The organism is Flavobacterium ponti (assembly GCF_042652765.1).
GTDB lineage: Bacteria > Bacteroidota > Bacteroidia > Flavobacteriales > Flavobacteriaceae > Flavobacterium > Flavobacterium ponti.
The window spans coordinates 39,514-61,946 of sequence record NZ_JBHSGW010000009.1 but is presented as its reverse complement, the minus strand read 5'-3'; the positions used below and the strand labels follow the sequence as shown (position 1 = coordinate 61,946).

The following is a 22,433-nucleotide window of genomic DNA, read 5'->3' as shown; positions in this document are numbered from 1 at the left end:
GAAGTTATAGGATTAGCAATATTTATTGGATCAACTCCTCCTGGTTGAGAATAATAATCCCCTACTGTTAAAGCAGGCAATGAATAAGAATCACAAGCTAATACAGCACTTACTGGATCTAATACAGGAGACGGTGTTATTGTGACTGTACAACTCATTGTAGCAGTACAACCATTATTATCTACTACAACAGTATATGTACCTGCTTGAGTTACAGAAATTGTACCAGTAGTATCAGTTAATGGGTTTGTATCTAAAGTCCATGTATACGTTACATCTGCATCTGCAAAGTTAATAGGAGTAACTGTTATAGTTCCTGTGTCATTTTGACAAATACTAAAATCACTAGTTAAAGTAAATTGAGGTGTTAAATCTTGAATGACTAAATCAAAAGTACTTGTTTGATAACATCCTTCAATATTATTTTCTATTCTAACAAAAACTGGTTCTAAATTCTGAATGATGTTTGTATAACTTGTAGGATTAGTAATAGGGTTCAAATCATTATCTGCATCAGATTGAGTTGAATGATAAGAAACTGTATAATCCGCAGGATTTAGTAAATCTAAAACTGTATTTGTATTTTGAGTTAAATCAAAAGTAGCATATCCAGTTGGATTACAATCAACCAAATTATTAGGTATTCCGATTGTAAAAGGATCGTAGTATTCAATAGTAATTGAATCAGTTGCAGAACAAGTTGTACCATTATATTGTGCGGCTATTGAGTAAGTTCCTTCTTCAGTTACCACTAAATCAGGACCTGTTTCCCCAGCAATTACACCTGTAGAGTTTGACCACTCAAAAGTATAAACTGCAGGATCTAAACCGCTTTGAATTGTATAAGAATCTCCTTCACAAAGAGCATTCCCATTAGCTTCTAAGAAGTCATTTCCTAATTCAATGTTTCCAATGTTAAAACTATCACCTGCTATAAAAACAGCAGAATCAAAAGCAGTATCATTTCTATCTGCAATTACCATCTTAATGTGATAAGGTGTTTGAGGAACAACAATAGCAGAAGCTGTAAGCATAACTGTTTGACCATTATAATTAGTTACTGCATTAGCAGTAGCATTTGGGGATGCTGGGTTGTCTAAATTATAAACATCAAAAAATTGCGGATTAGCAGAAGCACATCCTGTATTATAAGCTGCATCTCTAACTGTTACTACTGAAACCGGTGTTACTGGTGTTATCCCTGGTAATACAGCTAAATTCGTTGTAGTATTTGTTGCCATATTAGTTAAAAAGAAGGCAAAAGCATCTGAATAAGCACATTGAAAAGTACCATACTCTTCTGATGCAAACATAAAATCAAAACTAAAATCAGGTGTTAAAGGAACAAAGTCAAATTCTAATATGGTAGCATTATTATAAGAGTTTAAACCAGGATCAATGTTAAGAGATTGAATATAATTAAATAATTGAGCATCTCCTCCCCAACCAGCACTTGTATCACTTAACCCTACATTGTTTGGTCCTGATGATCGCATTGCATTTCCAGTTGATAAAACAATTCCGTTTGGAAAAGGCATAACTCCAGGAGAATTTTCTTCAAAATATGCAATACCATTACCATTAACTCCGGTTCCTGTTTGCCAAGTAATGTTTGTAACAATTCCACAAGGAGAATCAATTAAAACATCCGTAACAAGTTGAGGAACAGTATAGGTTGTATTATCTAATGTTAAAGGAATTGAGCCAATACATAGATCAAAACTTGAAAATTGTCCAATAGTAGCTGTATCTGTATAAACACGAATATAATATGTTGTTCCAGAAGTAAGATTATTAATTATTCCAGTATTTGGTAAATTACAAGCCACTTGAGTTAATGAACCACAAGAAGCACCTGAATAAAGTGCAAAATTTAGGTTATTATTATTTCCCACTATGTTGTTTAAAGAAATTATATGAGTAGGATGTAAAGCTGTGAATTGAAACCATACATCATCATCAGCTGATCCTCCACAAGCATTTGGCTCTGGTGAAGGTGTAGCACTAGTAATAGTCCCCGCAACAACCTGAGCACAATCATTTGCTCCGTTAACAGGAACAATAATTGGATTTGCACAACTATCATTTGATGGTGGTGGTGGTGGTACACTTACACATAGGTTAAATGTAGTATTTTGTAACAAAGCAGCTGTTGCTGTATAAACTCTTATAAAATACACTTGACCAGCAACAAGACCTGTTAAATAACTAAAATCAGGATTACTACAAAATACTTGTGTTAAATTCCCACAAGGATCCGTAGTATTTGTAGACGTATATATTACATGATTTAAATCTAAAGATGAACCTGCGACATCTTGAATACTAACTGTATGTATAGCTTGAGTTGCAGTAAATGAGAACCAAACATCATCATCTGCACTTCCAACACATCCATTTGGTTGTAAAGATGGTGTTGCTCCAGCTACTGTTCCAGCAACTATCTGAGTACAAGAACCATCAATGTTAACAGGAACGTTTGTTGCTGTATCACAATTATCATTTGCAGGTGGTGGTGGTGGTGTTACACAAATAGTGTTTAAAGTAAACGGCCCTTGTGTAGTGTTGGTAGCTCCAAATACATATATGTAATAATCTACTCCTGTAGTTGTTGCTATTTGAACTTCAGATTGTGTACCACAAGAGTTATCATTACCTGCTACACATGTAAATGTTCCACATGTACCTGTTAGTACTTGAATTTTTGTATCAAAAGGAGATCCACATAATGAAAATGTTACCACATCTCCATTTCCCGCATAGGTGTACCAAACTCCTGCAGAAGTATTAGAAGCTGTTCCACAAAAAGCTGTAGAAGCACCTGCATTTGTAGATCCTTGAGTTGTTCCTGCAATTGTGCTATTACAAGTTAAAGGTATAGCGTCTGCACATAAATTATTTGGTGCTGGACAAAAAGTTTGAGTTAAAGCATTACTATTTCTAAAACAATTGACATCATTATCGTTTTGAACATTTATAACAACTGGTGTGTTATTTGGGAAAGGACCAAATTGCATTGTACCAGGTGCTGTTAAATTCTCACTTGTCGAAGCTGGTGTTGTTGTACCTGTAACCGAAGTAGCAGTACCTAAGTTATTTACTGTAGCCGTTACGAAAAAAGTATCTGTTCCACTAGGACAATTTGTAACTACATCAAATGTAGCAGTAAGATTTGTACAAGTATTTTCAATAATTGTCAGAACATAATCAACACTTTGTGTTGCAGCATTTGTACCCCAAGATGAAACAACTACATAATATGTTTGACCTAATGTTTGAGCAAAAGTGACCGAATCCGGAGCAGTTGAACCATTTCCACCTGTACTTCCGGCAACACAACTTACTCCAACGTTTGTACAACTGTTGTATACAAATAATCCAGACCAAGTAGAATTAGTTAATGATGTAATTGTTACTGTGTTTGTTGATGTTGCAGTAAAACTATAAACAACATCATCTCCATTTAAATAAGGACTTGTAGTTCCACAACCTGAAGAACCAGGACTTCCATTATAATCATCTCCATATCCAGATGTATTACCCGTAGTAATATAAGGACCTGTTGAAAGGTCAGGCACCACTATTGGTGCTCCACAAGTTTCTCCTAAAGAAGCAGTACAAAAATTAAATGGTCCTATCCATTCACTATTTGCTGCAGTTGGTGTACCAAATGCACACAATGATCTTACATAATAGTCATAACATGTTCCTTGTGTTAAACCTGTTGCAACATAAGGATTTGTAGAAACAACTGTTCCTGTACCAGTTGGAGTACCCGCTGAAGGTACAATTTCAACCTCCCAGTTTGTAGCACTTCCTGGACTGGTCCATCCTAATGTTGAACTTGTCAATGTAGGATTTGTAGCTGTTTGATTTGTTGGATCTAAACATTGCTCAACAATTTTAACATCATCAAGAATCCATCTATCACCATTGTCATTTGTCATAACAAAAGCAACATATATCTGTTGTCCAGCATAAGCTGCTAATGAAACAACTTTTTCTTCACAAACATTATAAACATCATTCAATTCCGTTTCAGTCCATGTTTGAATAGTTGTAAAAGTAGAAACGTCAGTTTGAGAAGTAGTTGATACTCTAATTGTATAAATACTACCAAAATTCGCTGCTAAAGTCTGTTTAGCAGAAAAACGCAACTGTGCATTTGCAATTACAGGAACTGTTAAAGGTGATACTAGCCAATCTTCGGCAAAAGTTCCATTGGTAACATTTTCATTGTTCAAATAAGCAGAACGACCGTTACAAGAATTTGGAGCAGGAACAACACCCCATGATTGAATCGTTCCAATTCCGTTGTCAAAAACTTTCCAAGTTCCCCCACTTAAAACCCAGTCATCTGTGGTGTAATTTGGCAATGTTGTTCCTTCAAAATTCTCTGGAAACTGTGCATAACCAGTAAAAGAAAGAAGCAACATTACTAAAAATAGCGTAATTTTCTTCATAATTATTAGTAGTTTGATTTTTATTTAGCGCCCTAAGTTAAGAAAATATTAACAAATTTACACAATCAATAGGTAGAATTAACAAATTTTAATGTAGATGTTACAATTATAAAAGTTTAAATATAAATGCTGAAAATAAATTAATAAAAACTTTTATATATTTGACAAAAAACAATAAACAAAAACTTTGAAAACAAAAATATATTTCGCTTCCGATCAACATTTTGGTGCACCAAATTCTGAATTAAGTTTTCCTAGAGAACAAAAATTTGTGGCTTGGTTAGATGAAGTAAAAGAGGATGCAACTGCTATTTTTTTACTTGGCGATCTATTTGATTTTTGGTTTGAATATAAAACAGTTGTTCCCAAAGGCTTTGTTAGGGTGCTGGGTAAATTGGCAGAAATCAGAGATTCTGGCATTCCAATTTATTTTTTTGTAGGAAATCACGACTTGTGGATGCATGATTATTTTGAAAAAGAATTGAACATTCCTGTTTATCATGATAACAAAGAATTTACATTCAATAATAAAACTTTTTTGATTGGTCATGGTGACGGAAAAGGACCAGGAGACAAAGGTTATAAACGTATGAAAAAAGTGTTTACAAATCATTTTTCAAAATGGCTGTTCCGTTGGTTACATCCAGATATTGGAGTGAAACTAGCTCAATATTTGTCGGTAAAAAACAAACTAATTTCTGGTAATGAAGATGTAAAATTTTTAGGAGAAGAGAATGAATGGTTAGTTTTATATGCAAAACGAAAACTTGAAACCAAACATTATGATTATTTAATTTTTGGACACAGACATTTACCCATGATTATTGATGTTGGAGAAAATTCTAAGTATGCAAATCTTGGAGACTGGATAGGCTATTTTACATATGGAGTTTTTGATGGAGAAAATTTTGAATTAAAGAAATTTGAATAATTATTGAAGTAAATAATCCAAAGTCAATAAGTCAACTTTACCATCAGGGAATAATCCATTTTTTTCTTCAAAAGAACGAACAGCATTAAAAGTAATATCTCTAAAAAGTCCATCTATAGGAATATTATATCCCTTTTCAACTAACTTTTTTTGAAGTTCAAAAATAAACGAGCTATAATCTCCAACTTTTAAACTGTATTTTTCGGGATTACTTTTAAAGGTTTCAATTAGAAATTTTCTCTTTAGATATTGATTGTAGTCTTTTGTCTTTAAACCATTTTGTTCAAAAACAATAATTTCCTTATTACTTATACCTTGATTTTTTAATTTTGAAGATTCAACCAACTTGTCTTCATAAAATTTAACCGTTCCAAGTTTTTTTGTATAACCTAAAACAGCATTTTTTACATCTTCATTATTACTTTCTGGATTTCTTACATCAACATCTTGCTCAACCCATTTTAATCGAACATACCCATTTAAATCTTCAATAGCTTGATAATAATTTAGCAAGAAATTTTTATCATGATAATTTAAATCAATTGATTCATTACTCACATAATCAACACCTGGAGAATGAAATCGTTTGTAATCTGAATATTGATTATATCCAAAAATTAAAAGAATCACTACAAGAATAATTATTAAAATCTGTTTCATTGTTGTTATTTGTTTGGTGCAAATTTATACAAATAACTTAAACAAGTGTTAATTATGACTTTCTAATTCTTCAACGTCTTTTTCTAAATCTAATTTTCTGAAAGAGGGAGAGATAAAACCTGTAAAACTAACAGTAATTAAGGTCATTACACCACCAAAAACCACTGCATTCACAACTCCCATTAATTTTGCCGTTAAACCACTTTCAAAAGCACCTAACTCATTTGAAGAGCCAACAAATATAGAATTCACCGAAGAAACCCTTCCTCTCATATGATCTGGAGTATGTAATTGTAGAATTGTATTTCGAATAACAACAGAAACACCATCAAAAACTCCACTTAAAAACATCGCTAAAACCGAAATCCAGAAAATTTCAGATAATCCAAAAACGATGATACAAACACCAAACATAAAAATGGCTCCTAATAATTTGATTCCAGCTTTTCTATTCAGAGAAATATAAGCTGAAAAAATCATCATTAAGAAAGAACCTAAAGCTGGTGATGCTCGCAATACTCCAAAACCTTCGGAACCCACTTTTAAAATATCTTGTGCAAATATCGGTAACAACGCTACTGCTCCACCAAATAAAACAGCAATCATATCTAACGAAATGGCTCCTAAAATCGTTTTATTGGTAAACACAAAATTCAAACCTTCTTTTAAACTTTTAAATATAGGTTCTCCTATCTTTGGATTTAAAATTGGCTTTTTCTCGATTTTAGTCAACATGATTAAAGCCATAATCGAACAAGCAAAAACCAAACATAAAGACCAATGAACTCCGACAAAACTAATAGATAATCCTGCTAAAGCTGGACCAAACATAGAAGCTAATTGCCAAGTAGAACTACTCCAAGTTGCTGCATTTGGATAAACTTTTTTCGGAACAATTAAAGATAATAATGAAAAAATAGTTGGACTAATAAAAGAACGAACTAAACCTCCTAAAAAAACCAAAGCATAAACAGTATAAAGTATTGTTTTTAAAGACAACTCTTTTGTGAGCTCAGGAACCGTTATCAAAAACAACCCTAAACTTACTACTGAAAACCCAAGAATGCATTTAACTAATAGTTTCTTCTTTTCGCTTTGATCAACAATATGACCTGAGAATAAAGCCATAGAAACCGCTGGAATAATTTCCATTAAACCTATAATTCCTAATGATAGAGGGTCTTTTGTTAAACTATAAACTTCCCATTCGATAATTACGAATTGCATTGACCATGCAAAAACCATAGCAAATCGCATGAAGAGGAAAAAATTAAATTCTTTATATCGTAAAGCTGCGTAAGGATCTTTTTTTGCCATATTTTGTATAAAGTTGCTGAGCGACTAAAATGTTTAGTTACTAAGCAATTTTGATTCTAAATCTCGTAATCTCAATTGCAAACTCACATTGCCGTTCCATTCGTTTTCTTCTATTGAATATACCACATAAAATGGATTGAAGTTTTTGGTTAGTTCTAATTTATTACCTAAACCAAAACCTATGGCTCCAATTCCTTCTGAATTTTGTTGTTTTAAAAATAAACGTAAATGTTCTTCTTCTTTTCCCATTGGTTTTCCATGACCTGTATCTGTAACATTTTTTGTTAAGAAAATTGGATGCATATTCTGTGGCCCAAAAGGTTCAAACTGATCTAAAATCCGTACAAATTTCGGGTTTATATCTGAAAATTCAAGTTCTGCATCAATAGAAATTTCTGGAATTAACAAATCAGGATGAATGGTCTCTTCCACTATTTTCTCAAAAGCATTTTTAAAATTTTCGTAGTTTTCTTCTTTTAAAGTCATTCCAGCAGCATACATGTGTCCGCCAAATTGCTCTAAATGTTCAGCACAAGCTTCCAAAGCATTATAAACGTCAAAGTCTTTCACAGAACGAGCCGAAGCCGCTAACTTATCTCCGCTTTTTGTAAAAACTATGGTTGGTCGGTAATATTTTTCGATTAATCTAGAAGCTACAATTCCGATTACACCTTTGTGCCAATCTTCTTGATAAACTACTGTTGAAAAACCTTTTTCTTCTTGATTTTTTTCAATTTGAAGTAAAGCTTCTTTGGTAATTTGTTGGTCTAAACCTCTTCTGTCTGAATTAAAATCTTCTATTTCTGAAGCAAATTCTGTTGCTTGTTCTAAATTGAATTCCGTTAATAATTGAACCGCATAATTTCCATGTTTGATTCTTCCTGCAGCATTTATTCTTGGTGCAACAATAAAAACAACATCTGTAATCGTAAGTGTTTTCTTTTTTATATTCTGCACTAAAGCTTGAATTCCTGGTCTTGGATTTGAATTTATGATTTCCAAACCAAATTTAGCTAAAACACGATTTTCTCCTGTCATGGGAACAATATCAGCGGCAATAGCTGTTGCCACTAAATCCAAATAAGGCAATAAATCTTGAATAGTTTGATTTCTGTTTTGACCTAAAGCTTGAATCAACTTAAAACCAACACCACAACCGCATAATTCGTCATATGGATAGGAACAATCCTCACGTTTTGGATCTAAAACTGCTATGGCTTTTGGTAAAAACTCTCCAGGTCTATGATGGTCACAAATAATGAAATCGATTCCTTTATTGTTCGCATAATCAATATGTTCAATGGATTTTATGCCACAATCTAAAGCAATGATTAGTGAAATTCCATTGTCTTCTGCATAATCAATTCCTTTGTATGAAATTCCGTAACCTTCATCATATCTATCTGGAATATACGTATCGATATTTGGATAAATCGTTTTCAAATAACTTGAAACTAAAGAAACCGCTGTTGTTCCATCAACATCATAATCACCAAATACCAAGATGTTTTCTTCGTTTTTAATGGCATTTTCGATTCGATTTACGGCCAAATCCATATCTTTCATTAAAAAAGGATTGTGTAAATCTTCTAAAGTGGGTCTGAAAAAAGTTTTGGCTTGTTCAAAGGTTTCGATGCCTCTTTGCACTAATAAAGTAGCAATAATTTCATCGACTTGAAGTTCATTTTGTAGGTGTTGAACTTTTTGTTTTTCTGGCTTAGATTTTAAATTCCATCTCATTTTGAAAAATTTAGAAGTTAGAATTCTGAATTTTGAATTCAGTTGTTATGGCGTATATAATTGAAATGCAAATGTATAAAAGATTTTTTATACTATTTTAATATTTTTTTAATCGTTTTTATAAATTCTTTTTTCCAAATGTGCTCATCATGACCTCCTTCAAATTGTTTAATATCATAAAATAAATTTAACTCTTCATACTTATTTATCAGAAAATCTGCTTCTTTTTTAACAAATTCTGGTTCTTGATTTCCATATTGTACATATAATTTTGGATAATTTACTGTTTTTTTCCATTCCATAGATTGAATACCACCACCAATTATAGAGTAACAAATATATGTCCCTATTAAGTCAGGATGAGAATTTAGCATATTCATTCCAAAACTTGCGCTATTAGAGTATCCATAAAAAAATCTATTCTCTTTTTTATTTTTCTGATTAAATTGAACTTCAATAGTTGGAATTAACTCACTAACAAAGTAATTCATATGCTTACTAAATCTTTGTTTTAAAATAGTATCTACGGTTTGATTTGGGACGTAATCAAAATATCTAAATTTATTATAAACTTTCTTTCCATTACCATAAGCGGTACTTGTACTATCAGCAATTTTAGAGTTATAATGACTTTCAATTAAAATGAATGGTTTTGTCAGTTTTGCTTGAATTAATGAATCTAACTCACTTTTACGTTTAATATTAAATTTAATTGGAATTCCATCAGTAGCATAAATAATAGGATATTTCTTTTTCTTATTGAAGTTTTTAGGCAAATAAACATTATGTAATCTAAATTCTTTTAATGAATTACTATAAATGGAGTCTGTATAATATTTTGAAGAAGTATCAGCAATCTTCTTGGAAGAATTACATGAAATCATGAAAACAACTAAAATAAACAAAATAAGTTTTTTCATAAATACTATCTTTTCCCACCAACAACCACAACAATTTCTCCTTTTGCAGGTTTGGCTTCAAAATGTTTAAGCACTTCTTCGGCTGTTCCTCTAATGGTTTCTTCATGTAATTTTGATAATTCTCTGGAAACAGAAACAGGTCTTTCTGCTCCAAAATATTGTATAAATTCGGCTAAAGTTTTATTTAATTTATGAGGAGAAACATAAAAAATCATGGTTCGCGTTTCGTTTTCTAACGCTAAAAAACGCGTTTGTCTTCCTTTTTTATCTGGCAAAAATCCTTCAAAAACGAATTTATCATTCGGTAAACCACTATTGACCAAAGCTGGTACAAAAGCCGTTGCTCCAGGTAAACATTCAACCTCAACATTATTTTCAACACAAGCTCTTGTCAATAAAAATCCAGGATCAGAAATCGCGGGTGTTCCTGCATCACTGATTAAAGCAATATTTTCTCCAGCTTCTAATCGTTTGATTATGTTTTCAACGGTTTTATGTTCGTTGTGCATGTGATGGCTGTGCATGTGTGTGGAAATCTCAAAATGTTTCATCAATTTTCCACTAGTACGCGTGTCTTCTGCCAAAATCAAATCCACTTCTTTTAAAACTTTAATCGCTCTAAAAGTCATATCATCGAGATTACCAATTGGTGTGGGCACAAGGAATAGTTTTCCCATAAAAGAGTTTTTGGATTATAGGTTATGGGTAATTGGTTAAAAAAATTAATTAAACTTCTTTTCTATAATTTCTAGAAAACGAGTTTCATATTCTTCTTTTCCATCCCAATCATTATAATCAGGTTTTACAAAGCTTTCTATGAATCCTTTTGCTTCTTCAAATGAATCAAAAGTATTTAATTGCGAAATTACACGATTGAAATCATCAGCACTTCCACCAAATAATTTTTTCTCAAAGGCAATTCTATCATTTAATCCAAAACTGATTCCACTAGTTAATCTATCGTTTAAAGATTTTGACTTTACTTCCGTTTTTTCTGTAGTTTGAGTAGAAAAACTATAGGCTTCTTTTTTCTCTTCTTGCGGTAATTCATTAGCTCTTTCAAAAATAACATCACCTGCATTTTCTACTTCTTTCTGTTTAGTTTCTTCAACTTCTTCTTTTTTTTCAAAAACTAAATCTGCTGCTTTTTCCACTTCTTTTGGAGTGTCTTCCACACGAATAAATTCAGGTTCTTTGTATGATTCCCCTAATAAATCTTCAAAAGAGATTTGTTTTGGTTCATTCGGTTTTACAGCTTCAAAAGTTTCTGTTTCAGCTGGAGTTTCTTCTGAAACATTTTTTTTGTTAGCCATTTCAGAAACTATTCTATTGATATCTTCAGCCGTTGCATAAACATCTTCTTTTGCTGGTTCCACATTTTCAGAAACAATTTCTTCAGCAACAATTTCCTCTTTTGCAGGTTCTTCTGGGACAATTTCTTCAGCTTGAACTTCTACAGGTTGTCCTACTTCTTCTTCAATTTGTTGAGTTTCCTCAACTGGTTGAGCTACTTCAGCTACTTTTTCTTCTAAATCAGTAGTTTCAATAGCAGCAATAGTTGCCATATGCTCCAATTTTTCTTCTAATTGTTCTTGAGAAATATCATCTTTTAGAGTCTCAAAATTCTCTTCATAAAAACGTAAAACAGTCAGTTGTTCATATAATTTTTTAGCTTCTCGCTGCAAAAGAACAGTTTCTGAACGATTTTTTAATTTTAAAACTCGGTGTGCAATGCTTATTAATTCGCCTTCTAGCTTTTTCTTCATAACTTTATAGAATAGAATAGAGTTTATAGATGATTTTTTTGATAAATTTGTTTCTGATTACAAAAATAAAAGAATTTAGTATTAATCGTCCGAAATATACAAAATGTTTCTCGAAAACACCGTAAATCAACAAGAACAATTTGGTTGGATTGAAGTAATTTGTGGCTCGATGTTCTCTGGTAAAACCGAAGAATTAATTAGACGTCTAAAAAGAGCTCAGTTTGCCAAACAAAAAGTTGAAATTTTTAAACCTGCTATAGACACGCGTTATCATGAAGAAATGGTTGTTTCTCATGATGCTAACGAAATTCGTTCTACACCTGTTCCTGCTGCTGAAAACATAAGAATTTTGGCTCAAGGTTGTGATGTAGTTGGTATTGATGAAGCCCAATTTTTTGATGATGAAATTATTGCTATTTGTAATGATTTAGCCAATTCGGGTATTCGAGTAATTGTAGCTGGTTTAGACATGGATTTTAAAGGAAATCCTTTTGGACCTATGCCTGCTTTGATGGCAACTGCTGAATATGTTACTAAAGTTCACGCTGTTTGCACACGAACTGGAAATTTAGCTAATTACAGTTTCAGAAAATCAGAAAGTGATAAATTAGTTATGCTTGGGGAAACCGAAGAATACGAACCTTTGAGCAGAGCAGCTTTTTTCAAAGCCATGAAAGAAAACAAAGAAAATCAATAATTTGACTTTTACACTCCAAAATATTATTCCGGTTATCGATGCTAAATCAGCTAAAAATTTACCTGAATTTAGCATTGAAAACATTTCCATAGACAGTCGTTCTTTACAAAATAATCAAGGAACACTTTTTTTTGCCTTAAAAGGACATAATCATGATGCTCATCAATATCTTGAAAATTTAATTGAAAAAGGTGTTCAGTTTTTTGTGGTTGAATACATTCCTGAAAACTTAAAAGATAAAGCTCATTTTGTTGTCGTTGAAAATACTTTAAAAGCATTACAACAAACCTCTATTTTCTATAAAAACTTATTTCATTTTCCAATGATTGGAATTACTGGAAGCAACGGAAAAACCATCGTGAAAGAATGGTTGAATTTCTTATTAAGTCCAGATTTTACTATTGTTAGAAGCCCGAAGAGTTACAATTCGCAAGTCGGTGTTCCTTTATCTATTTTTGGAAGCAATGAAAATCACAATTTAGGCATTTTTGAAGCTGGAATTTCGACTTCTAATGAAATGGAAAATCTTCAGAAAATCATCCAACCTAAAATTGGAATTTTTACACATTTAGGCAATGCTCACAATGAAGGATTTTCGTCTATTTCAGAAAAAATTGATGAAAAAATCAAACTTTTTAAAGATTGTGAAATCGTAATTCTTGAAAAAAATGATTCCATTGAAAAATTACTTCCTTCACAAACTATAACTTGGAGTTTTACTGATAAAAATGCAACTGTTTTTGGCGAGAAAGAAAACAGTAAAAATGGCTTTACAAATATTGTCATAACTCATAATAACAATTCATTTGAAGTTGAAATTCCTTTTCAGGATGAAGATTCTTTGTCCAATGCAATGACTTGTGTTTGTACTTTATTATATCTAAAATACGGCACTGATGTAATTGCTGAAAGAATTAAAAATTTGTATCCAGTTGAACTTCGCTTACAAGTCAAAAAAGGAATAAACAATTGCTCTTTGATAGATGATTCATATTCATCCGATTATCAGTCTTTAAAAATGGCTTTGGATTTTTTAGAGCAACAAAAATTACATCAAAAAAAGACTTTAATTCTTTCTGATATTTTTCAAAGTGGTTTGCCTTTGCAGGAATTGTATCAAAAAGTTACGTCTTTAATTCAAAATAATAAAATTGATCGATTGATTACCATTGGTGATACAATTGGCAATTATTTGAAAGACATTCCGAATATAATTTCATTTTCATCAACGCAAGAGTTTTTGCAACAATTCAATTTGAATTCCTTTGAAAATGAGACTATTTTAATCAAAGGTGCTCGAAGCTTTGATTTTGAAGAAATAGTCGTGATTTTAGAAGAAAAAAATCATGAAACGGTTCTTGAAATCAATTTAGATGCTATTAGTTATAACCTCAACTTTTATAAATCGAAATTGAAACCTGAAACCAAAGTTATGGTTATGGTAAAAGCTTTTGGTTATGGAAATGGTGGTTATGAAATTGCTAAACTTTTAGAACATCACAAAGTTGATTATTTAGGAGTTGCTTTTGCAGATGAAGGTATTGAATTAAGAAAAGCCGGAATTACTTTACCCATTATGGTATTAAATCCTGAAAACAGTAGTTTCAATGCTATGATTGCTTACGATTTGGAACCTGAAATTTATTCAATAACTGGTTTAAATGCATTCTTGAAAGTAGCACAGCAACGCAATATTTCTTCTTATCCAATTCATTTGAAAATTGATACAGGAATGCATCGATTGGGCTATGAACCCAATGAATTTGAAAGACTCAAAGCCATTATTAAAAATAATAATTTTATTAAAGTTGAAAGTATATTTACACATTTAGCTGCAAGTGATGATGTTGCTTTTAAAGAGTTTACTTTAAATCAAATTCGATTATTTACTGAAGCTTTTGATAATTTATCTTCTGTTTTAAATCACAAACCTATTCGACATATTTTAAATACTTCAGGTATTTTCAATTATACTAATTATCAAATGGAAATGGTGAGATTGGGAATTGGTCTTTATGGTGTTGGAAATTCCGATGAAGAAAACAAACAACTTTTAAATGTTAGTACTTTAAAAAGTATTATTTCCCAAATTCATACCATTGAAGCAGGAGAAAGTGTTGGTTATTCAAGAAAATACATAGCTAACAAACAAACTAAAGTAGCAACAATTCCAATTGGTTATGCTGATGGAATTCGAAGAGCATGGGGAAATGAAAAAGGTTATGTATTAATCAACAATCAAAAAGCAATTATTTTAGGAAATATTTGTATGGATATGTTGATGGTTGACGTATCAGAAATTACATGCAAACCTGGAGATGAAGTAATCATTTTTGGAGAAAAACCACATGTCAAAGAAATTGCAAATGTGTCATTCACCATACCGTATGAGGTTTTTGTCGGAATTTCGCAACGAGTTAAACGTATTTTTTTCAAAAACTAAAATAAATCTTAATTTTTTTATAAATTCGTAGAGAGATTATAACTAAAACTAATTTAAAACTAAAACATTATGTTAAAAGAATTCAAAGAATTTGCAATGAAAGGAAACCTTGTAGATATTGCAGTTGGTTTCGTTATGGGTGCTGCTTTTAATAAAGTAGTTTCTTCTTTTACTGGAGGAATTGTTTCTCCGTTAATTGGTTTAATATTTAATGCTGATTTTAAAGATTTAAAATATGTTATAACTCCAGGAACTGCAAATGCTGAAGGAGTAATTGAAGGTGAAGTTGCTGTAATGTGGGGAGAATTCTTAACTAATGTAATTGATTTTGTAATTGTTGCCTTTGTTATGTTTATGATTGTAAAAGGAGTTAATGCAATGAAGAAAAAAGAAGAACCAGCTCCAGCTGCTCCAGCAGGACCATCTCAAGAAGAATTATTAGCTGAAATTAGAGATTTATTAAAGAAATAAAACCGCTACATTATATATTCTAACTAAACCCTGAAACAACTTCAGGGTTCTTTTTTTTGAAAATTTTTAAATTAATGTTACAACTAATAACTTTTGTTATAATTTCATTAATATTTGCTAACTAGTTTTAATATTCAATACTTTTGCATTATAAAATTTTAATTCATTATGAAAATAGCTGTTGTTGGTGCAACCGGAATGGTTGGTGAAGTTATGCTACAAGTGTTAGCAGAAAGAAATTTTCCGGTAACGGAATTAATTCCAGTAGCTTCTGAAAAATCTGTTGGAAAACAAATTGAGTATAAAGGTAAAAGCTATAGTGTAGTTGGTTTACAAACTGCTGTAGAAATGCGTCCAGATATTGCTTTATTTTCTGCTGGTGGAGAAACTTCATTAGCTTGGGCTCCAAAATTTGCTGAAGTTGGCACAACAGTTATCGACAATTCATCTGCTTGGAGAATGGACCAAACTAAAAAATTAGTAGTTCCAGAAATAAACGCTTTAGATTTAACAAAAGAAGATAAAATTATTGCAAATCCTAATTGTTCGACTATTCAAATGGTGTTGGCATTAGCTCCTTTGCATGACAAATATAAAATCAAAAGAATTATTGTTTCTACTTACCAATCTATTACTGGAACTGGTGTAAAAGCTGTGGAACAATTAGAAAACGAATACTCTGGTACAAAAGGTGAAATGGCTTACAAATACCAAATTCACAGAAATGCAATTCCACAATGTGATGTTTTTGAAGAAAACGGATACACTAAAGAAGAAATGAAATTAGTGCGTGAAACTCAAAAAATCTTAAACGACAAAACTATTGCAGTTACAGCAACAGCAGTTCGTGTACCAATCGTTGGAGGACATAGTGAAGCGGTAAATGTGGAATTTGAAAATGATTTTGATGTGAACGAAATTCGTCAAATTTTACATAATACAGATGGAGTTACTGTGCAAGATAATCTAGATACTTTTACCTATCCAATGCCTTTATATGCGCAAGGAAAGAACGATGTTTTTGTAGGTAGAATTCGAAGAGACGAAAGTCAACCAAACACTTTAAACATGTGGATTGTTGCTGATAATTTAAGAAAAGGTGCTGCAACAAATACCATTCAAATTGCTGAATATTTAGTAGCAAATAAGCTAGTATAAATTCTGAAATAGCATAAACTTTACTTTACATCTAAAACCACTAATTGACTTTTGGGAAAACCTAAAAAATAGTTAATTTGTGGTTTTTTTTATTTTTGATAGGCAAAAAAAGTAACTTTGTGACAATGAAAAAGAAATTGCAATTTATTAACTTAAGTTTGATGCTCGCAGTATTATTTGCTGTAAGCTATCAATCTTTGCATGCATTTTCTCATCAGGTAAATGAAGATTTTGAACATCATCAATCAAAATCTAACAAAAATTTAGTTTATAAAATTTCTGAAAAAGAAGATTGTCCTGTTTGTGATTTCAAATTTGCGGCTTTCCTTTCTCCTGAAGTTTTTACTTTTAAATTCACTCCATTTTACCAAAACGTTATTTATTTATTTTCAATTCCAGAAAATATAATTGCGTTTAGCGGAAGTCTTTATTCTTTAAGAGGACCACCTAATTTTATTTAATACATAGTTATTTAAAGAATGATTAAATCAATCATTCCATTTTCTAATGCTTGTAATTTAGTATTGCAAGTAAAAACTTCTATTTATTATTTAAAACATTCATAATGAAACAATTATATATATTATTATTATTTGCATTTATATCAAGTATATCATTCAGTCAAAATCATATTAAAGGGAACATTAAAGCTGAAGATAGCTCCAATTTAGAAAACGTAACCATTCAAATCATTGGAACCAATTTATATACACAATCTGACGAAAACGGAAATTTTGAATTAAAAGATATTCCAAAAGGGAAAATAGATTTAGCCTTTTATTTGATAGGTTACGAACAGAAAACCATTTCACAAATTATCACCGAAAACGAAACCATTTTATCAATTATTTTACAAGAAAAAGAGCAACACTTAGAAGAAGTTGTGGTCTCAGCCATTTTTAATAAAGCTCAATCACAAACAGTGATGAAAGTTGAACACAAAACTATGGATGAAATGCAAAAAAATGGTGCTTCATCTTTGATTGATGGTTTAACCACTATTCCAGGAATTTCAAACATTTCAACCGGAAACTCCATTGGGAAACCTGTGATTCGTGGATTGAGTAGTAGTCGTGTTTTGGTTTACACACAAGGTGTTCGTTTAGAAAACCAACAATTTGGAGAAGAACATGGTTTAGGTTTAAATGCTAATGGGATTGAAAGTGTAGAAGTTATCAAAGGTCCAGCTTCATTACTTTATGGTTCTGATGCTATTGGTGGTGTTATTTATTTTAATCCTGAAAAATTTGCTCCAATTGGTGAAACAAAAACAAACATTGCACAACAATTTTATTCAAATACAAATGGAACTTCAACTTCATTTGGTGTAAAAACTTCACCAAGTAATTGGAAATTTTTAGCAAGAGGAAATTACACTTCTCATGAAGATTACAAAATCCCTTCAGGTGACAAAGTAATCAACACGCGTTCCATTGAAAAAGATTTTAAAACTGGAATTGGTTATTCCAACTCTGATTTTTCAACTGATTTTCGATATAATTATAACAATTTAGATTTGGGTTTACCTGAAGAAGATTTAGTGAATGAAGGCAACCGAAATCCATTATTTCCAAAACAAGAAATTGACAATCATATTTTGAGTTTGAACCAAAAAGTGTATTTCAACAACTCAAAACTAGAAGCAGATTTAGGTTATAGTTACAATAATAGAAAGGAATTAGAAGCAGCTGACGAAATTGCACTCTACATGAAGTTAAAAACAGCTAATTACAATGTAAAATATTATTTACCAAAAATTGCAAACGTTGAAACTATAGTTGGTGTTCAGGGAATGCATCAAACCAATGAAAATTTTGGAGAAGAATTACTAATTCCAAATGCAGTTACAAATGATATTGGTGGATTTGCAACTTTCAACTATGAAAAAAATCAACATTCTATTATCGCTGGATTACGATTTGACAATAGAAAAGTAGAAGCAGAAACTCATGGAGAAGCTGGTGAAGAAGGTTATTTTGAGGCTATTGACAAAAAATTCCAAAGTTTTAATGCTGCTCTAGGCTATAAAACGGATTGGACATCAAAATTTACATCAAGAATAAATATTGCTTCTGGATTTAGAGCTCCAAATTTATCTGAATTAACCTCAAATGGAGTACACGAAGGAAGTAATCGTTACGAAATTGGAAATTCTAATTTAAAAAACGAACAAAATTTTCAAGTGGATTTGAATTTGGAATACAAAAGCGAGCATTTTGAAATGTTTACCAATGGTTTTTATAATCATATTGACAATTATATTTTTATTTCACCAACTGGAGCAATGCTTGAAGATAATTTTGTGTTTAACTATTTACAAAGTAATGCTTATTTATTTGGTGGAGAAGTAGGAATACATTTTCATCCACATCCATTTGATTGGTTGCATTTCACGAGTAGTTTTGAGTCAGTTACGGGTAAACAGAGCAATGATGCTTATTTACCATTAATTCCAGCGAACCAGTGGAAAAACAACATTAAAGGTGAATTTGACATCCAAAATTGGTTGACAAAAGGATTTGCTTCCTTACAAGTGAATCATACGTTAGAACAAAATAATTTCAGCACATTTGAAACTAAAACTAATGATTATACGCTAATAAATCTTGGTTTTGGAGGAACAGTTAAATTGGGAAAATCAACTATTGACCTTTCTTTGAATGCCAACAACCTTTTTGACAAAACATACATCAATCATTTATCAAGATTAAAAGCTGACGGTATTCCAAATATGGGCAGAAACTTAATAATTGGAATGAATTTCAAGATTTAACAAAGCTTTAATAATCAATTTGTTAAATTTGTGAAACAACTAAACCTTTATAAATGAAAAAAACAATAACATTGGCCATTGTAGCATTATCTATTATATCTTGCAAACAAGAACCTAAAACTGAATCAGAGTTAGACATGACTGTAAATTATCCTGAAACCAAAAAAGTAGACACTGTGGATGTTTATTTTGGAGATTCAATTCAAGATCCTTATCGTTGGTTAGAAGATGATAACAGCGAAGAAACCAAAGCTTGGGTAAAAGCACAAAATGAAGTTACTTTTGGCTATTTAGACAAAATTCCTTTCAGAAAGCAAATCAAAGAACGTTTGGAGAAATTATGGAATTACGAAAAAATTTCAGCACCTTTTAAAGAAGGAGATTATACCTATTTCTACAAAAATGATGGGTTGCAAAATCAATCGGTTTTATATAGAAAAGACAAAAATGGCAAGGAAGAAGTGTTTTTGGACCCAAATACCTTTTCAAAAGATGGAACGACTTCTTTAGGTGGAATCAACTTCTCAAAAGATGGTTCGTTAGTTGCTTATGCCATTTCTGAAGGTGGAAGTGATTGGAGAAAAGTAATCGTCATGCAAGCAGTTTCCAAAGAAATTATTGGAGATACAATTGTGGATGTAAAATTCAGTGGTATTTCTTGGTACAAAAATGAAGGCTTTTATTATTCAAGTTATGACAAACCAAAAGGAAGTGAACTTTCTGCCAAAACAGACCAACACAAACTTTATTTCCATAAATTAAATACTTCACAAAAAGAAGACAAGGTTGTTTTTGGATTAAATGAAAAAAGAAGGTATGTTGGTGGTTACGTAACAGAAGATGAGAATTATTTAGTAATTTCTGCTGCAGTTGCTACTAACGGAAATGAATTATACATCAAGGACTTGAGTAAAAATGGACCTATTCAAAAAATCGTAAACACTTTTGATTACAATAATAATGTAGTAGATAATGTTGGCACAAAATTCTATTTATCTACAGATTATAAAGCTCCTAACCAAAGAGTCGTTACGTTTGATTTAGCCAATCCAAAAATGGAAAATTGGGTTGATTTTATACCAGAAACAGAAAATGTCCTTTCAGTTTCTACTGGTGGTGGATATATTTTTGCTGATTACATTAAAGACGCTGTTTCATTCATCAAACAATATGATTATGATGGAAAATTAGTTAGAGACATAAAATTACCAGGAATTGGTTCTGCTGGTGGATTTGGAGCCAAGAAAGAAGAAACAACTTTATATTATTCTTTCACAAATTATACCACTCCAGGAACTATTTATTCCTATGATCCAAAAACAGGAGTTTCTAAAGTATATGAAAAACCAAAAGTTGATTTCAAATCAGAAGATTATGAATCAAAACAAGTTTTTTATCCTTCAAAAGATGGTACAAAAATTCCAATGATTATCACTTATAAAAAAGGAACTGAATTGAATGATAAAAACCCAACAATCTTATATGCTTACGGTGGTTTTAACATCAGTTTGACACCAAGTTTTAGTATTTCAAATGCTGTTTGGATGGAAAATGGAGGAATTTATGCTGTTGCGAATCTTCGTGGTGGTGGAGAATATGGTAAAAAGTGGCACGATGCAGGAACTCAAATGAAGAAACAAAATGTATTTGACGATTTCATTGCTGCAGCTGAATATTTAATCAAAGAAAAATACACCTCATCTGATTATTTAGCGATAAAAGGTGGTTCTAATGGTGGTTTATTAGTTGGAGCAACTATGACACAAAGACCAGATTTAATGAAAGTAGCTTTACCTGCAGTTGGTGTAATGGATATGTTGCGTTATCATACATTTACAGCTGGAGCTGGATGGGCTTATGATTATGGAACATCTGAAGATTCAAAAGAAATGTTCGATTATATAAAAGGATATTCTCCTGTTCATAATGTAAAAGCAGGAACAGCTTATCCAGCAACTTTGATTACAACTGGTGATCATGATGACCGAGTTGTTCCAGCTCACAGTTTCAAATTTGCTGCTGAGTTACAAGCTAAACAAACAGGCCCAAATCCAACCTTAATTAGAATTGATGTTAATGCTGGACATGGTGCTGGAAAATCAACTGAAGCTATTATTAATGAACAAGTAGACATTCAAGCGTTTACTTTGTATAATATGGGTGTTAGAGAGTTGAAATAATTTTTGAAATAATTTAAATAAAAATCCCGTTTAGTAATTAGCTAAACGGGATTTTATATTTTTATGAGAAAAATTAAAACCTATTATCACCATCTAAAAGGTTTCCTAATCCACCTAAAAGACTTCCTTCTCCTTTGTCTTTTCCTCCCATTTGTGGTGCTGCTTGTAAAACTCTATCAGCTAAACGACTAAATGGTAATGATTGAATATAAGCAACTCCAGGACCACGAAGAGTAGCAAAGAAAACACCTTCTCCACCAAAAATGGTATTTTTAATTCCTCCAACAAATTCAATATCATATTGTACGTCTTTGGTAAAACCAACAATACAACCTGTATCCACTTTTAATACTTCACCAGCTTGTAATTCTCTTCTTGCTAAAGTTCCTCCAGCATGAACGAAAGCCATTCCATCTCCTTCTAATTTTTGCATGATGAAACCTTCACCTCCAAACAAACCTCTTCCTAGTTTTCTTGAAAAGTCAATGCCAACAGAAACACCTTTGGCAGCACAAAGAAAAGCATCTTTTTGACAAACAAATTTTCCACCGTATTTTTGTAAATCTATAGGTACAATTTTTCCTGGATATGGTGATGCAAAAGAAACTTTCTTCTTGCCGTATTCTACGTTTTGGTAAGCTGTCATAAATAGACTTTCACCTGTTAAAACTCGTTTTCCAGCAGATAATAGTTTTCCAAAAATTCCACCTTCTTGTTTACTTCCATCTCCAAAAATAGTTTCCATTTTGATGCCACTGTCCATCATCATAAAACTTCCAGCTTCAGCTACTACAACTTCGCTTGGATCTAGTTCTATCTCCACATATTGCATTTCTTCTCCATAAATATGGTAATCAATTTCGTGTGCTTGCATATCTAATTTGTTTTTGTTTATCAGTCGAATTTGAGCTGAA

The 22,433-nt window shown here is 31.6% G+C and carries 16 protein-coding genes; 8 read left to right on the top strand and 8 right to left on the bottom strand.

The window, feature by feature from the left end:
• Positions 1 to 4,463, bottom strand: a 4,463-nt coding sequence (locus ACFO3U_RS07590) for a choice-of-anchor L domain-containing protein (RefSeq protein WP_379740088.1), incomplete at its 3' end; no start/stop codon positions are given.
• Between the two features lie 187 nt (positions 4,464 to 4,650).
• Here ACFO3U_RS07590 and ACFO3U_RS07585 point away from each other — a divergent pair.
• On the top strand, positions 4,651 to 5,394 hold the full coding sequence (locus tag ACFO3U_RS07585) for a UDP-2,3-diacylglucosamine diphosphatase (RefSeq protein WP_379740085.1): 744 nt from the start codon (positions 4,651 to 4,653) through the stop codon (positions 5,392 to 5,394).
• On the opposite strand, the gene ACFO3U_RS07580 is transcribed toward ACFO3U_RS07585, so the two are convergent.
• The 6 genes from ACFO3U_RS07580 to ACFO3U_RS07555 form a co-directional block, all read right to left on the bottom strand.
• Positions 5,395 to 6,054: a peptidoglycan-binding domain-containing protein gene (locus ACFO3U_RS07580; RefSeq protein ID WP_379740082.1), complete on the bottom strand. Its 660-nt coding sequence runs from the start codon at positions 6,052 to 6,054 to the stop codon at positions 5,395 to 5,397.
• 48 nt (positions 6,055 to 6,102) lie between these two features.
• Entirely contained in the window at positions 6,103 to 7,371 is a 1,269-nt protein-coding gene (locus ACFO3U_RS07575) for an MFS transporter (protein ID WP_379740079.1), read from the bottom strand.
• Positions 7,372 to 7,404: 33 nt separating this feature from the next.
• On the bottom strand, positions 7,405 to 9,111 hold the full coding sequence (gene recJ, locus ACFO3U_RS07570; protein WP_379740076.1) for a single-stranded-DNA-specific exonuclease RecJ: 1,707 nt from the start codon (positions 9,109 to 9,111) through the stop codon (positions 7,405 to 7,407).
• 92 nt (positions 9,112 to 9,203) lie between these two features.
• On the bottom strand, positions 9,204 to 10,031 hold the full coding sequence (locus ACFO3U_RS07565) for an alpha/beta hydrolase (protein WP_379740073.1): 828 nt from the start codon (positions 10,029 to 10,031) through the stop codon (positions 9,204 to 9,206).
• A 5-nt stretch (positions 10,032 to 10,036) separates the two neighbouring features.
• Positions 10,037 to 10,708, bottom strand: a complete 672-nt coding sequence (gene rsmI, locus ACFO3U_RS07560) for a 16S rRNA (cytidine(1402)-2'-O)-methyltransferase (protein ID WP_379740070.1) — start codon at positions 10,706 to 10,708, stop codon at positions 10,037 to 10,039.
• 45 nt (positions 10,709 to 10,753) lie between these two features.
• The gene (locus ACFO3U_RS07555) at positions 10,754 to 11,797 is read right to left on the bottom strand and encodes a hypothetical protein (protein ID WP_379740067.1); all 1,044 of its coding nucleotides are present in this window, start codon (positions 11,795 to 11,797) and stop codon (positions 10,754 to 10,756) included.
• A 103-nt stretch (positions 11,798 to 11,900) separates the two neighbouring features.
• Here ACFO3U_RS07555 and ACFO3U_RS07550 point away from each other — a divergent pair, with 103 nt between their 5' ends.
• From ACFO3U_RS07550 to ACFO3U_RS07520, 7 genes are all read left to right on the top strand, one after another.
• Positions 11,901 to 12,494, top strand: coding sequence for a thymidine kinase (locus ACFO3U_RS07550; RefSeq protein WP_379740064.1), 594 nt, complete (start codon positions 11,901 to 11,903; stop codon positions 12,492 to 12,494).
• Position 12,495: 1 nt separating this feature from the next.
• Complete coding sequence (locus ACFO3U_RS07545) at positions 12,496 to 14,937, top strand: bifunctional UDP-N-acetylmuramoyl-tripeptide:D-alanyl-D-alanine ligase/alanine racemase (RefSeq protein WP_379740061.1); 2,442 nt, start codon at positions 12,496 to 12,498, stop codon at positions 14,935 to 14,937.
• A gap of 69 nt (positions 14,938 to 15,006) precedes the next feature.
• A complete protein-coding gene (mscL, locus tag ACFO3U_RS07540; RefSeq protein WP_379740059.1) occupies positions 15,007 to 15,408 on the top strand; it encodes a large-conductance mechanosensitive channel protein MscL in 402 nt (133 codons plus the stop codon).
• A gap of 168 nt (positions 15,409 to 15,576) precedes the next feature.
• On the top strand, positions 15,577 to 16,566 hold the full coding sequence (locus ACFO3U_RS07535) for an aspartate-semialdehyde dehydrogenase (RefSeq protein WP_379740056.1): 990 nt from the start codon (positions 15,577 to 15,579) through the stop codon (positions 16,564 to 16,566).
• A gap of 125 nt (positions 16,567 to 16,691) precedes the next feature.
• Positions 16,692 to 17,027 carry a hypothetical protein gene (locus ACFO3U_RS07530; protein WP_379740053.1) on the top strand — a complete coding sequence of 112 codons (336 nt, stop codon included), beginning with the start codon at positions 16,692 to 16,694 and terminating at the stop codon, positions 17,025 to 17,027.
• Between the two features lie 104 nt (positions 17,028 to 17,131).
• Positions 17,132 to 19,339 (top strand): TonB-dependent receptor, encoded by a 2,208-nt coding sequence (locus ACFO3U_RS07525; RefSeq protein WP_379740050.1) that lies wholly within the window; start codon positions 17,132 to 17,134, stop codon positions 19,337 to 19,339.
• Positions 19,340 to 19,392: 53 nt separating this feature from the next.
• Positions 19,393 to 21,519, top strand: a complete 2,127-nt coding sequence (locus ACFO3U_RS07520) for a prolyl oligopeptidase family serine peptidase (protein WP_379740047.1) — start codon at positions 19,393 to 19,395, stop codon at positions 21,517 to 21,519.
• Positions 21,520 to 21,592: 73 nt separating this feature from the next.
• Here ACFO3U_RS07520 and ACFO3U_RS07515 read toward each other — a convergent pair whose 3' ends face one another.
• Entirely contained in the window at positions 21,593 to 22,393 is an 801-nt protein-coding gene (locus tag ACFO3U_RS07515; protein WP_379740044.1) for a TIGR00266 family protein, read from the bottom strand.
• Between the last annotated feature and the right edge of the window lie 40 nt (positions 22,394 to 22,433).